The sequence below is a fragment of the Vibrio sp. 10N.261.51.F12 genome (assembly GCF_041471725.1).
Classification (GTDB): Bacteria; Pseudomonadota; Gammaproteobacteria; order Enterobacterales; family Vibrionaceae; genus Vibrio.
This window is the reverse complement of sequence record NZ_JBFROV010000016.1, coordinates 347,324-360,677: the sequence shown is the minus strand read 5'-3', so window position 1 is coordinate 360,677 and position 13,354 is coordinate 347,324. Positions and strand designations below refer to the sequence as shown.

General features: G+C 44.3%; 12 protein-coding genes. 5 read left to right on the top strand and 7 right to left on the bottom strand.

Annotation, left to right across the window (positions count from 1 at the left end):
* Window positions 1–179: 179 nt before the first annotated feature.
* The gene (metR, locus tag AB4405_RS11880) at window positions 180–1,091 is read left to right on the top strand and encodes an HTH-type transcriptional regulator MetR (protein ID WP_102471598.1); all 912 of its coding nucleotides are present in this window, start codon (window positions 180–182) and stop codon (window positions 1,089–1,091) included.
* Between the two features lie 121 nt (window positions 1,092–1,212).
* Here the strand turns inward: metR and AB4405_RS11875 are convergent, their stop codons facing one another.
* The 4 genes from AB4405_RS11875 to AB4405_RS11860 all read right to left on the bottom strand — a co-directional run bounded on the left by AB4405_RS11875 (window position 1,213) and on the right by AB4405_RS11860 (window position 5,087).
* Window positions 1,213–2,712: an ArnT family glycosyltransferase gene (locus tag AB4405_RS11875; RefSeq protein ID WP_372060933.1), complete on the bottom strand. Its 1,500-nt coding sequence runs from the start codon at window positions 2,710–2,712 to the stop codon at window positions 1,213–1,215.
* Between the two features lie 372 nt (window positions 2,713–3,084).
* Window positions 3,085–3,294 carry a hypothetical protein gene (locus tag AB4405_RS11870; protein WP_372060931.1) on the bottom strand — a complete coding sequence of 70 codons (210 nt, stop codon included), beginning with the start codon at window positions 3,292–3,294 and terminating at the stop codon, window positions 3,085–3,087.
* 328 nt (window positions 3,295–3,622) lie between these two features.
* Window positions 3,623–3,835, bottom strand: coding sequence for a cold-shock protein (locus AB4405_RS11865; protein ID WP_102471469.1), 213 nt, complete (start codon window positions 3,833–3,835; stop codon window positions 3,623–3,625).
* 493 nt (window positions 3,836–4,328) lie between these two features.
* Window positions 4,329–5,087 carry a hydratase gene (locus AB4405_RS11860; RefSeq protein WP_372060929.1) on the bottom strand — a complete coding sequence of 253 codons (759 nt, stop codon included), beginning with the start codon at window positions 5,085–5,087 and terminating at the stop codon, window positions 4,329–4,331.
* Window positions 5,088–5,350: 263 nt separating this feature from the next.
* On the opposite strand from AB4405_RS11860, the gene AB4405_RS11855 reads away from it, so the two are divergent.
* Window positions 5,351–6,112: a transporter substrate-binding domain-containing protein gene (locus AB4405_RS11855; protein ID WP_372060927.1), complete on the top strand. Its 762-nt coding sequence runs from the start codon at window positions 5,351–5,353 to the stop codon at window positions 6,110–6,112.
* 244 nt (window positions 6,113–6,356) lie between these two features.
* Window positions 6,357–6,593 (top strand): hypothetical protein, encoded by a 237-nt coding sequence (locus tag AB4405_RS11850; protein WP_102471466.1) that lies wholly within the window; start codon window positions 6,357–6,359, stop codon window positions 6,591–6,593.
* Between the two features lie 146 nt (window positions 6,594–6,739).
* Here AB4405_RS11850 and AB4405_RS11845 read toward each other — a convergent pair whose 3' ends face one another.
* The 3 genes from AB4405_RS11845 to AB4405_RS11835 all read right to left on the bottom strand — a co-directional run bounded on the left by AB4405_RS11845 (window position 6,740) and on the right by AB4405_RS11835 (window position 10,673).
* Window positions 6,740–6,955: a hypothetical protein gene (locus tag AB4405_RS11845; RefSeq protein ID WP_102471465.1), complete on the bottom strand. Its 216-nt coding sequence runs from the start codon at window positions 6,953–6,955 to the stop codon at window positions 6,740–6,742.
* Between the two features lie 451 nt (window positions 6,956–7,406).
* The gene (locus tag AB4405_RS11840; protein ID WP_372060925.1) at window positions 7,407–9,599 is read right to left on the bottom strand and encodes a malate synthase G; all 2,193 of its coding nucleotides are present in this window, start codon (window positions 9,597–9,599) and stop codon (window positions 7,407–7,409) included.
* 120 nt (window positions 9,600–9,719) lie between these two features.
* Window positions 9,720–10,673 carry a LysR family transcriptional regulator gene (locus tag AB4405_RS11835; RefSeq protein ID WP_102471463.1) on the bottom strand — a complete coding sequence of 318 codons (954 nt, stop codon included), beginning with the start codon at window positions 10,671–10,673 and terminating at the stop codon, window positions 9,720–9,722.
* A gap of 128 nt (window positions 10,674–10,801) precedes the next feature.
* Here AB4405_RS11835 and AB4405_RS11830 point away from each other — a divergent pair, with 128 nt between their 5' ends.
* On the top strand, window positions 10,802–12,400 hold the full coding sequence (locus AB4405_RS11830) for an isocitrate lyase (protein ID WP_372060924.1): 1,599 nt from the start codon (window positions 10,802–10,804) through the stop codon (window positions 12,398–12,400).
* 186 nt (window positions 12,401–12,586) lie between these two features.
* On the top strand, window positions 12,587–13,165 hold the full coding sequence (locus AB4405_RS11825) for a hypothetical protein (protein ID WP_372060923.1): 579 nt from the start codon (window positions 12,587–12,589) through the stop codon (window positions 13,163–13,165).
* Window positions 13,166–13,354: the final 189 nt, after the last annotated feature.

Below are 13,354 nucleotides of genomic sequence, written 5' to 3'. Positions count from 1 at the left end.
ACTATCTCGCACTCACTATCATGAGACAAGGTGAAATGATTCACCTTGATTATGAATAAATTTCAACTATCTAGGAATGAGTATTTATTTTTGAATAGAAAACTTTAGCCGTCTAGACGTTTACATATTCCAAGAATCACGTTAAGTTAATCCTCAGGGAACAGACATTAGAGATGATCATGGTAGAGCTTAAGCATTTAAAAACATTAACAACATTACGAGATACGGGGTCATTAACGGCGACTGCGACATCACTTCATCTCACACAGTCTGCACTTTCTCATCAGCTAAAAGAGCTTGAGACAAGAATTGGTGCACCGTTATTCATCCGTAAGACTCGCCCTGTTCGATTCACATCTGAAGGCGACATCTTACTTAAACTTGCCAATGAAATACTCCCAAGAATTGCTCAGGCAGAAGGTGAACTCGCAGGGTTACGAGAGGACGTGAATGGTCGTTTGCATATGGCGATTGATTGCCACTCATGCTTTCAGTGGTTAATGCCTGCACTGAAGGAATACCAACTATCTTGGCCTCACGTTGAGCTCGATTTTTCTTCGGGTTTTGGCTTTGAACCTCAGCCAGCACTTGTTGCGGGAGAGCTTGATCTAGTGATTACCTCGGACATACAGCCTCGTTCAGAAGTCCACTATGAACCTTTGTTCGATTTTGAAATGCGCTTGGTCACCTCAATCTCCCACCCGCTTGCAGAAAAAGACCAGATTAGCCCTAGTGATATTGCCGACCAGACCTTGCTAACCTATCCGGTGCAAAAGCAGCGTTTAGACGTCGTCAAACATTTTCTAATACCTGCCGGGGTTGAGCCACAAAAGTGGAAGCAAGCCGACAATACATTGATGCTGATTCAGATGGTGTCAGCCGGTCTTGGCGTCGCTGCTTTACCGAATTGGGCTGTCAATGAGTTCTCAAGGCAGGGACTTGTGACGAGCAAACCACTTGGCGACGGGCTGTGGAGGCGCTTGTATGCCGCGGTAAGACACAGTGAAAAAGACAAACATTATTTGCAAGCCTTCTTCACAACCGCCAGACAACAATGTCAACAGCACCTAGAAGGCATCCGAGTCGCCTAAAACTAGACGACTCGGTAGGCATTCAATCGATGATCAAGGTTTTGAGGAACTGGACTATTTAGTTTCTTTTCGGTTTAGCCTCATTCTCACTTATCCCGACATCGTTGAACGGATAGGTCACTCAGCCCTTTACATTATTTGGCAATACAATACCTAAGCATACTCGCTCTTCAGGGTCCTGAGGTGAGTCTTGATAAATGAACTCTTTTCGAGTATCCAAGGCAAACTGAGGCCATTCTTGTGTAAAACGATTGAAGGCGCCTTGTTGGCAACCCGATCCAACATTTCCCATCAAGAGCACACCATGTTTTGCAATCTTTTCCGCGGTGATGTGGCGGTTATAGACATTAGGCAAGGTATTATTGTCCCATTGATTCGTCATTTTAGGATGTGGGGCAATATAAAAAGTAAACCACTGGGATAACTCCGTTCCACCAATATAACTTAGCGGCTCATCGGTATTGTCATACCAGTACTGCTTCGCTTCATCACTCAATGTTCTGATACCAGAAAAATTCTCACCGGCATTTCGCACATTGAATACCATGACTGAGACATACCCCATAATAATGACTAAGCCCATTACCGACAACACTTTAAATGCTCGTCCCAACTGGCCATGTATTTGGGGTGATAAAAATGCGACGAGCACAGCTGGAGCTGGCATAAAGAAAGGGTGTAGCCATTCAACCAAACGATCCCCTTTATGAAAAGTAAACCAACCCATGATGATGACAAGCGGTGCGAGCAAGACAAAAGTGTTGAGCCATACTTTTTCCGGTACCGCCTTGTTCAACCGAAATGCATGCCGTCCTAGCAGCCCTGACAGTAAAATAAATGGATAGAACACAGATAACAAAGCTAGCCAACTTCCCGGGCTCAATTGAGCCGATACCTGACCGCTCACCCACTTAATCGAAGAGAAGTTATTAGCAAACAACCAAAAGAAATTGGGGAGTACTAAGGCAATAAACGCAAATATTCCGGCATAAAATCCAGGCTGCTTCCACGCACGGCGAACACTTGGTACCAATACGCTGACAACAAACACCATCGCGACCGGGGCAAAGGTGGTGTATTTAGCCATAGAGGCACAGCCCGCCAAGATACCAAAAGGCACCCACCATTTAGGGTTTTCATAAACGGCTTTAGTAAAGAACAGTAACAACCATGACCATGACCCAAACAACAAATAGTTATCATTATAAGGAATTGCTTCAAAGTTAATGACACCGGATAAATTAAGCGTCAATAATCCGAGCCAAGCCAGTGCCACTGAGTTGGAAAGCTTATAGGCAAGTCGGTAACACCCTAACATGCCCAATGCAATCACAGTAAAATGGCCGACATACCAAAATGCAGAAGCAAATTCCGTTGAATTAGACAGCAGAAGAAATCGAGCGAAAAAACCGACAAACCACGGGTTGTTCGGGCTTCCCCACTCACCATTACTTGCCCAATTGAGTGCTTCAACGGCGTCATAAGGAACGGTAGGGTCTAACTCATAGGAAACAAAAGACCACAAAATGGCATACGCCACACACCAAACAAGTGCAAATCTATGGGAGCGCTCTACGTCAGAGGCATTGGTTTGGTCAAAACTTAAAAGGGTTGCTAGCATTAGTAAACACCACTCCTCGACATCATCAATATCGTCTGTAAACTTTTTGGCTGTGAACTCTACGCAAGTTTTTAACGATACTAAACGGGCTCGCGTCAGGTTTCTGTAAAGATCGACCTAACACATTCACAGTTAAAATATAGCGATAGATGATATAAAAATCATCAATAAAGTGATGTCCAAGCTTGTATGGATTTGTCAGAAAACAAAGATGAGGTAGTAACGCGATGTATTATGTTACAGAGGAAGAGTATCAAATCCTGAATTTATATGGTCAAAATAATGGGGTAATAACCATATAACAAAGGTATTTTTGCAACGATAAAAATACTATTCAGAATTGAGGGTATGACTAAATAAAAATAAGCAGCATTAAGAGGATATTGAAAAACTGCCAATTAACTCATTGTAATTATTGATGATAGTTCCTTGCTGTGTATCTTCGCAGTAAGAAAAATCTATCGCCATCGTATTAACATGGCCTTTCAACAATAAATGACGCAAGAGGATATCGCCATTAAGTTGATGTATGGTTGTACTCCAAGAGCATTGATTTTCTAGTAATGTAAAATTGACGATCATTCATTACCTCTTTTTGTTGTGTGTTTAGTTTTGTTATTTTGGAACCAAAAGCGTTTACGACCCATTGAACGAGACATAAAAATCCTTATTATTTTTATAGCATTTAAGATGCACAAAGCATTAACTTAAAGGCACACTTAAGCTATGAGATTTAAAAATTGATTGTATTTATATTGAGATAACGAAGAGAGTAGAAACGTAACGACATGTGTGTGAAAAGCAGATGTAGGAATTGTTTATATTTTCTAGATTACGGTATAAATTATTGTATTGTTTATGTAAAAAGTAGCGAAAACAGCTATAAAGCCATTTTCGCCGACTTTCGAAATTAGATAGCTACAACGTTAGCTGCTTGAAGACCTTTTTGGCCTTGCTCTACTTCGAAAGATACTTTTTGGCCTTCAGCAAGAGTTTTGAAACCTTCTGAAGCGATAGCACGGAAATGTACGAATACGTCAGCGCCGCCGTTGTCTTGAGTTAGGAATCCGAAACCTTTCTCTTCGTTAAACCATTTTACTAGACCAGTTGTTTTAGTAGACATAATGTGTCCCTTATAAAGTTAAATTCATTGGAAAATATCGCAAAATTGCGATGTGCTGAGAGCTTGAATTATTGAATGTGACGATGAAGCTAAGGGAACCACTGAGAATAACAACAATAACGAAGAATACTGAGAAGTGCTTTTACTTGATGTATCATTAATAACCCTGAACAACAGAGCGAGGTGGATATTACTAGAACCTGACGCTATGTAAAGACTTTTTTTCTAGCTAATGACAATTATTTAGAATTAACGTCTTTAGCAGTCTATCGACTCACACTCGCCCTTTTGTAAAAACCGCATTTATTCCAACGAAATCAGAAATTTACAAATTCATGCTCGCGAACTCGTAGCATAAATCAATAATAGGCGTAGCAGTAGCGAGTGCCATAGTGTAGAACACCCACCCACGCTGTTCGTTCTAAAATCGCACAGCTTCTAAAGCACAGAACGACAGACGCATGAGGCAACCGTCGCTCTGTGTTTCTCGGCCTTATTTTTCGCTGAACATCACTTGATACTGTCCAATACCTTCATACCTGATTGACGTAGGTTGATTGAACTCAACCTCTACAATGCCACAATATGATCCAGTAATAATGGCTTCACCCGCTTCAAAATCTACACCACGACGTGTCATGTAGTTAATCAGCCAGTAAATAGGGTGTTGTGGTAACGGGTTAGGATGCGTACCCGCAAATGTCTGTACTTGTTCACCTTGCTCAACTGTAATGTCGATTTTAGATGCGCTGAACGCAGCCTCGCGATCAATTTCAGGACCAATGTACATACCTTGGTTAACGAGACAATCAGCAAGTCTCTCGTAGAATTCGGCACCACTGTCATCCGCAAAGCGAGATTGCATCAATTCAAGCGCCATATGGCAAGGACCAATAGCCTCGTTTATTTGTTCTTCGCTATAACCCTCAGAACAAGCAGGTAACCGTTGGCTAAGAATGAAGGCAATTTCAGGCTCAATGCGAGCAACGTTATTGTCAGCGAACAATGCACAATGCTCTCCTCGTTGAATGCTGTCAGCAAAAATTGGCGCCACAACAAATTTATCTTCAGCGAGCGGCAATAAGCATTTCCATCCACCCACTTTATCAGTGTGCAAATCGATCATGGATGATTGAATTTGTAATGCATCTTCTAGGTTTAATGGGCGTTGTTGCTCTGCGATACGTGGCGCTTTAGTTCCTGCCACACGGCGGCTAAGCAGATCAGCCGCGACTTGTTCATATTCTTTCATAATATTGTATTACCTTTAAGTTAACTCATTAAAGTATATCGGAGTTTACTTGATGTTGATAGCGCTCAGCTCTCAGTCTACATAGTAATAACCTATACGATTCACCACCAATCAATCTAAAGGTATCACGACTGTCTAGCGTTGATTTTCCCCCATAGAACCAAAGCCTTCCGCTTGTTAGCGCCTTATTTTGATGGTTTGATCTGTTTAAACACGTTTTCCTGCTAATGTAGCGAGACCATCGATTTCACCAAAAGACCATAATGAATAAAACACTATTACTTGCTGCTATCACAATGAGCCTTTCAGCGGTCGCGCATGCCGATCAACTGGATGATGTTCTTAAATCCGGGACCCTGCGCGTTGGAACCACCGGAGACTACAAGCCATTTTCTTACTACGATGGCAACCAATATTCTGGTTACGATATTGATGTCGCTAAGCACGTGGCGAAACAGTTGGGCGTCGAACTCCAATTCGTTCAAACCACTTGGAAGGGATTACTTACCGACCTAAACGACGATAAATATGACATCGCGATGGGTGGAATAACGCGAAAAATGCAACGCCAACTTGACGCTGAGCAAACCCAAGGTTACATGGCATTTGGTAAGTGCTTCCTAGTGGCAAAAGGCACAAAGGATAAGTTCAACACATTAGAAAAAGTCAACAAGCCTTCCGTTCGTGTCGGTGTCAATATTGGTGGCACAAATGAGTCATTCGCAGATACTCACTTGACTGAAGCACGCTTTACGCGCTTTGAAAACAATCTCGATGTGCCAAAAGCTGTTGCGACAGGTAAAGTCGACGTAATGGTCACTGAGACACCTGAAGGGTTGTTTTACCAAGTAACCGATCAGCGTTTAGAAGCGGCACGTTGTGACAAGCCATTCACCAACGGTCAATTTGGATACCTCGTCCCGAAAGGCGAACAACGCCTGATCAATACCATCAACTTCATTATGGATGATATGAAGCTCAAGAATATTGATGAACAGTTCATGATCAACAACTCGTTAAAATAACCACTTAGAGCTTTAGAAGCGAGATTAACTGAGCGGCTGTGATTCGGTTTACAGCCGCGCTTCGCTATACCAGCGACATTCACTTTGCGAGTTCACTCGCCACAAGCAATATCAACCTTTCCTGTCAACAGTACTTCTTAGGTGCAAAGTATCTTGGAAGTACTGTGACAACAAAATAACCACAATATTTATGGCACTACTATTGCAATCGCTCTTACTCAGTATTTATTAGAGGAGTGTTAACATGTCAAAATGGTTCCCTGTTGTCGTCTCGTTCACCCTAATTTCGACACTTATCTTAAGTGTCCTTATGTTCTTTTCTGGATTGCAACTCATTGTTTTTGCGCTAGATGAATGGAAAAACAGTTGGTTTGTTATCTTTGGTATGGCTGCGTGGTTGTTTGGCTGCTTATTTGCAGGCTTTGGTGTTTTGGAATTCTCTCTCAACAAAACCAAATTGCACCTGTTAGGTGAACAGTGAGACAAAATAGGGCAACACTGACCATTATTGATGGCGCCGTGTTGTCCTATTGTCGAGCTCAAAAGAACCTCACAAAGAAAAACGTATCTAAACTGTCAGTCTAAACCTAGGCAGAATTAGTCGCTCATTCAAAGCCGTTACTGGCGTTATTTATCTTCAGAGGTATAGGCGGAATAAGAGCAGTAATAGCAACCGTTGGATTGTGGATAGATTTTCTTGGCCGCGTTGAGTGCCGTACTACAGGCTGTGTGATAACCCAGTGGATCGCAATCCTTCAGGTTTGGACTGTGAGTGCAGGTAGCGGTATGGACCTCGTGATCACCATTTTCTTGTGCATTTTTATCAACATAAAACAAACTCATAATTACCTCTGACAATTAGTGTTTAACTCAATGTTTACCGCACTACCCTACTCCTGCGCGATCGCTAACGAAAGGTGGCATTTTCCATCATTTGATGAGCGTCACTTATCATGGGCGTATTTCCATCGTGATTTAGACCCAGCGACCTATCCATCACCTGACATTGATAGACCCCCTCCGACATACCTTAAAGACTGAACGATTACAGCGTTTCGAAAAAAGCGAATCGTAATCACAATGCAAAACCAATGAGAAAATGACTCGCGTTCGAACGGCAGTGTTATGTTGGTCGCACTCACGACATAAAAAAACCGCGCTCGAGGCGCGGGAACTTGGGCAGTTTACGGGGGAAATGTGTACTAGAATAAGAACCCCCCAATTCAGTTGGTTCTTACCCATAGGTGCAACCTTGATTCAGCACACCAGCACGAATACCTTTTCGCTAGACGGTTTACAACTTTGCGGTCTGCGCTTTAAGTTTCAACCGCATGGCATGTAATACCGGTTCAGTATAACCACTAGGCTGTGCGCAACCTTCAAACACGAGTTGGCACGCAGCAGAGAACGCAATACTTTGGTCAAAATTTGGCGCCATATTCTTGTAGCTAGGGTCGCTTGCGTTTTGTTCATCAACGACCGCCGCCATGCGTTGCATCGTTTCCATAACTTGCGCTTTACCGCAGATACCATGGCGCAACCAGTTCGCAATATGTTGGCTAGAAATACGCAACGTGGCTCGGTCTTCCATTAAGCCGACATCATTAATGTCGGGCACTTTTGAACAGCCCACGCCTTGGTCAATCCAACGAACTACGTACCCAAGAATACCTTGAGTATTATTGTCCAGCTCATTTTGAATATCCGCTGCGGTCAGTTTTTGGTTGCCAAGTAGCGGAATCGTCAAGATATCATCCACATTTGCTCGTACGCGCTCACGTAACTCTCTTTGACGACTCGGTACATTAACCTTGTGATAATGAAGGGCATGAAGCGTCGCTGCGGTGGGTGATGGTACCCAAGCGGTGTTCGCGCCCGCTTGCGGATGACCAATTTTCACTTCCATCATCTTGGCCATGTTATCTGGCTCAGGCCACATGCCTTTACCAATCTGAGCCTTACCTTGCAATCCGCATGCTAACCCAAGATCAACGTTTTGATCTTCATAGGCTCCGATCCAAGTCATCGATTTGAGTTGGACTTTCGGTGCAAACGGCCCGGCTTCCATACTCGTGTGAATCTCGTCACCGGTACGATCTAAAAAGCCCGTATTAATAAATACCACTCGTTCTTTTGCTGCGCGAATACACGCTTTCAGGTTAACGGAGGTACGCCTTTCTTCATCCATAATGCCGACTTTAATCGTATTGCGCTCTAATCCAAGCGCTTCTTCAATGCGCCCAAAAAGCTCATTAGTAAACGCGACCTCTTCTGGACCATGCATTTTAGGCTTTACAATATTGATGCTATTGGCTGTCGAGTTTTGATGGGCGCTATTACCCTTTAGATCATGCATTGCAATCAAAGACGTGACCATGCCATCCATAATGCCTTCTGGGACCTCATTACCTTGTCCGTCGATAATGGCAGGCGTGGTCATGAGATGGCCAACATTACGGATAAACAACATACTGCGACCTTTTAAGGCTATTTCGCCTCCTGTCACGCTGGTATATTGACGGTCTGGATTCAGGCGCCTGACCATTGTTTTCCCATTCTTCTCAAGCGACTCCTGTAAATCACCTTTCATCAAGCCTAACCAGTTTTTGTAGGCAAGCGCTTTGTCTTCACCATCAACCGCCGCAACCGAGTCTTCACAGTCCATGATCGTGGTTAGGGCCGCTTCCACCACGACATCTTTAATGCCCGCAGCGTCAATACTTCCAATAGGGGTAGTCGGGTCGATTTGGATTTCGATATGCAAATTATTATGTTTAAGAAGAATGCAAGACGGCGCGGTTGCCGCACCTTGGTAGCCAATAAACTGGCTCGCATCCATTAACGTCACTTCTTCGCCATTACTGAGCGTGGCTGTCAGCGTATTACCAATACTCACATCACTAATGCGGTATTGCGTGACCTCTTTGTGAGACACGCCATTTAACGGCACCGCTTCATCAAGAAATTCGCGGGCGTAAGCAACCACCTTAGCCCCACGGACAGGGTTAAACGCACCACCTTTCTCCGCGCCATCATTTTCACTAATGACATCGGTACCATACAGCGCGTCGTAGAGGCTCCCCCAACGAGCATTGGCCGCATTGAGCGCGAAACGAGCATTCATAATCGGCACCACTAGTTGCGGGCCGGCCTGTGTCGCTATTTCTGGCTCAACATTCGCTGTTTCTACTTGGAAATCACTACCTTCTGAAACCAAATATCCTATCTGTTGTAAGAAGGCTTTGTATTCAGCAGCATCTAACGCCTGTCCAGCACGCTCTTGATGCCAGGCATCTATCTGATGTTGAAGATCATCACGCTTAATAAGCAGCGCTCTATTTTTAGGCGCCAAGTCATTAAGAATCGTCTCAAAAGATTGCCAAAAATCGGCGGCATTAATACCCGTTCCCGGTATAGCTTGTTCATTTATTAGTGCGTGGAGGGAGCTATCAATGCTCAAGCTTCCCTGTTGAATACGATTGCTCATAGGATCTCTCTCAGCTTTAACGATTACGTATAAAGAAAACTCTACGTAATGGATGAAAATTTAGCTAATTTATGCCGCTTATATTGAACATTCACAATGTGAATACCCATAATTTCACGGTTATTCAGTCACACCACTTTCAATTTCATTCGCCACACTCTTAATCAATCGACGCATCCATTGGTGGTCGGGATTACTTTGTAATAACGGACTCCACGCCATTTTTACCTCAAAGGGCTCAATAGCAAATGGCGCCGGTTTGATGAGCAGTTTCGGATTATTTCGTTGGGACTGAGCCGCTTTACTTGGAATGGTCAGGATAAGATTTTTTTGCTGAGCGAATAACACCGCCGACAAATAGTGACGAGTGAATACCGTAATGTTGCGTGTCTTGCCAATGCGCATTAACGCCTCGTCAATCCAGCCCAGCTTTTGCGCTTCGCTCGGGTTAATACCGACACCCGTTCCCATACCTGTTTTGCTTACCCAGATATGCTGAGCCTTTAAATAAGAAAAAATATCAAAGTTATCAGCGATTGGATTATCCCGACTAAAAAGGCAAGAAAAGCCGTCATGCCAAAGGCTCATCTGGTGGAACGACTGAGGAATATCATCAAAACGGTTGATGATAATGTCGACCGTGCCCTGCTCCACATCTTGGTAGCTGACATCACTGGGCGTCATAATATCGAGCCTTATTTTCGGCGCAATCTGATTCAACCGCTCAAGTAACGGTTGAATGAGTGTCGATTCAGCATAGTCACTGGCCATAATGCGGAACACTCGTTCGCTGTCTTCCGCGTTGAACTCAATCGTCGGTTGCAGCGCCTTTTCAACGTTCGCTAACACGTTTCGAATCATGGGCTGCAGCTTTTGAGCGCGCTCTGTTGGAATCATGCCCTCACTGGTTCGAACCAGTAGTGGGTCTTCAAATAAATCTCTAAGACGACGCAGCCCATTACTCATTGCGGGCTGTGTGATCCCCAATTGATTCGCCGCACGCGTGACGTTTCGCTCTCTCAATAAGGTGTCTAAATACACAAGTAAATTAAGGTCTATACGAGCTATATTCATAAAATAAATACCGAATATAATAACTATAAATTAACAAAATTATCACATGTTCACGTACGCTTTGTCCATGGTTAAGATTTAGCCCAGGCCGGTTTGGCCACATATCCAACTGAAACTAAGGAAGAGTTATGTCGCAAATCACACAAGATATCGAAATGATCGAAGTTGCTAAACGCACTGCTGGTGCTCCGTGGGATGCTATTAATCCAGAGTCGGCGGCTCGAATGCGTGCTCAAAATAAATTCAAAACGGGTCTGGATGTTGCGCAATACACGGCCGATATCATGCGAGCTGATATGGCGGCGTACGACGCAGACAGCTCTCAATACACACAGTCTCTCGGTTGCTGGCATGGATTTATCGGCCAACAAAAAATGATTTCTATTAAGAAGCACTTTGAAGGCAAAACAGATCGTCGTTACCTTTATCTATCGGGTTGGATGGTCGCAGCACTTCGCTCTGATTTTGGTCCTCTTCCTGACCAATCAATGCATGAAAAAACATCGGTTGCTGGCTTAGTTGAAGAGCTATATACCTTCCTTCGTCAAGCGGACGCTCGTGAACTTGGTGGCTTGTTCCGTGCGCTAGATACGGCTCGTGAAGCTGGTGACGTGGCTGCGCAAGACTCTATCCAAGACCAAATTGACAATCATGTTACACACGTAGTGCCAATCATCGCTGATATTGATGCCGGCTTTGGTAATGCGGAAGCAACGTATCTGATGGCGAAACAGATGATTGAAGCTGGCGCGTGTTGTCTACAAATTGAAAACCAAGTAGCGGATGAAAAGCAATGTGGTCACCAAGATGGCAAGGTTACCGTCCCTCACGCGGATTTCCATGCCAAGCTGCGCGCACTGCGTTATGCCTTCCTTGAGCTTGGCATCGACAACGGCATCATTGTGGCACGTACCGATTCACAAGGTGCTGGCCTAACCAAAGAGATCGCCGTTGTGAAAGAGCCTGGCGACCAAGGTGATGTATACAATTCATACTTAGACGTAGAAGAAATCGACGTGGCGGATATGGCTGAAGGCGATGTATGCTTCAACCGCGATGGCAAACTGGTACGTCCTAAGCGTCTACCTTCTGGCCTGTATCAATTCCGTCAAGGCACTGGTGAAGACCGCTGTGTATTTGACTGTATTGAAGCAATCAATGCCGGTGCTGACTTACTTTGGATTGAGACAGAAAAACCGCATATCGGTCAAATCAAAGAAATGATGGATGGTGTTCGCGCCGTTCACCCTGATGCAAAACTGGTATACAACAACTCACCATCATTCAACTGGACACTCAACTTCCGTCAACAAGCTTATGATGCCATGGTTGAAGCGGGTGAGGACGTATCAGCGTATGACCGTGCAAGCCTAATGAGTGCCGAATACGATGACACTGAACTGTCGACTCGAGCCGATGACCGTATCCGTACATTCCAAGCCGATTCATCACGTGAAGCGGGTATTTTCCATCACCTAATCACGCTCCCGACTTACCACACTGCGGCGTTGTCGACAGATAACTTAGCAAAAGAATACTTCGGTGACCAAGGAATGCTGGGTTATGTTGCGGGGGTTCAACGTAAAGAAATCCGCCAAGGCATCGCCTGTGTGAAACACCAAAACATGTCAGGCTCTGACATGGGTGATGACCATAAAGAATACTTTGCCGGTGAAAACGCACTAAAAGCGGGTGGCGCATTAAATACGTCGAACCAGTTTAGCTAATTCGTTGGCTCAGCTTACTTAGGCGCCCCCAAATAAGTCACTTAAGTAAATGTAAATATTAAGAGAAAAGCGACTTTCGGGTCGCTTTTTTATCTCCGCAACTTTGCTACAGTATTTTTTACATAAACGTGCAGCGATGAGACTAACGTCCGTCGGAACCACCCTTATTATTTGTTGAGAGTGCCTATGACTGATACCCCTCTATACCTACAAGATGCGAAGCAATTGTTATCAACCGATGGCTTTGCGACAAACGATACTTGGTATCATGGAACATCTTCAGCCCTTCTGGTGTCGATTCAAGGACAAGGATTGAAACGCTCTGGAGACAAGGCGCTAAATGAAGCCGCAAAAAATACCATGGCCACCATCGGAAATGACTACACCGAGTCAGTAGAACCTGTATTCCTAACGCAGAGTAAAGAGCTCGCGTATTACTGGGCGAAACAAACAGTAAGAGAGCGACTCGCACGTTTTGATGGCAACGAACACCCGATTGTTCTCGAGGTTAATCTATCAAAAAAACAACAAGCAAGCGTCAGACCCGATGTTGGCGCAATGAGCCTATTACTTATGGATGCAGGTGAGCAATTCCTCGCACATGTCGCCGCCATTTATGAACGAAACGGCATTGCCGGGCCTGATATTGATCTACGCAACGCCGACCGCCTAGCGTTTCTTCATAAGCTGGGGATGGCTTATCTTGACCAAGACATTAGTTTAGCCTGTGTTTCTTTGGTTGCCATTCCTGAAGTAGAAGCCTAGAACGAGCACTTACTCATCAGGTAGTGATAACGCGTCGTCATAGCCAATGATGAATTATGACCAATAATGAACGAAAACCAATAACGATCCACAACGAAGATTCCGCTTAAACAGCCGTCTTAGCGACGGCTGTTTAAGCGCTACCTACCACGCTCCAGCAAACAACTAAGTAAGCGGGTAAGCGGGTAA

Coding starts and splice junctions, on each gene's coding strand:
- metR (WP_102471598.1), top strand. CDS start 180: ATGGTAGAGCTTAAGCATTTAAAAACATTAACAACATTACGAGATACG.
- AB4405_RS11875 (WP_372060933.1), bottom strand. CDS start 2,712: ATGCTAGCAACCCTTTTAAGTTTTGACCAAACCAATGCCTCTGACGTA.
- AB4405_RS11870 (WP_372060931.1), bottom strand. CDS start 3,294: ATGATCGTCAATTTTACATTACTAGAAAATCAATGCTCTTGGAGTACA.
- AB4405_RS11865 (WP_102471469.1), bottom strand. CDS start 3,835: ATGTCTACTAAAACAACTGGTCTAGTAAAATGGTTTAACGAAGAGAAA.
- AB4405_RS11860 (WP_372060929.1), bottom strand. CDS start 5,087: ATGAAAGAATATGAACAAGTCGCGGCTGATCTGCTTAGCCGCCGTGTG.
- AB4405_RS11855 (WP_372060927.1), top strand. CDS start 5,351: ATGAATAAAACACTATTACTTGCTGCTATCACAATGAGCCTTTCAGCG.
- AB4405_RS11850 (WP_102471466.1), top strand. CDS start 6,357: ATGTCAAAATGGTTCCCTGTTGTCGTCTCGTTCACCCTAATTTCGACA.
- AB4405_RS11845 (WP_102471465.1), bottom strand. CDS start 6,955: ATGAGTTTGTTTTATGTTGATAAAAATGCACAAGAAAATGGTGATCAC.
- AB4405_RS11840 (WP_372060925.1), bottom strand. CDS start 9,599: ATGAGCAATCGTATTCAACAGGGAAGCTTGAGCATTGATAGCTCCCTC.
- AB4405_RS11835 (WP_102471463.1), bottom strand. CDS start 10,673: ATGAATATAGCTCGTATAGACCTTAATTTACTTGTGTATTTAGACACC.
- AB4405_RS11830 (WP_372060924.1), top strand. CDS start 10,802: ATGTCGCAAATCACACAAGATATCGAAATGATCGAAGTTGCTAAACGC.
- AB4405_RS11825 (WP_372060923.1), top strand. CDS start 12,587: ATGACTGATACCCCTCTATACCTACAAGATGCGAAGCAATTGTTATCA.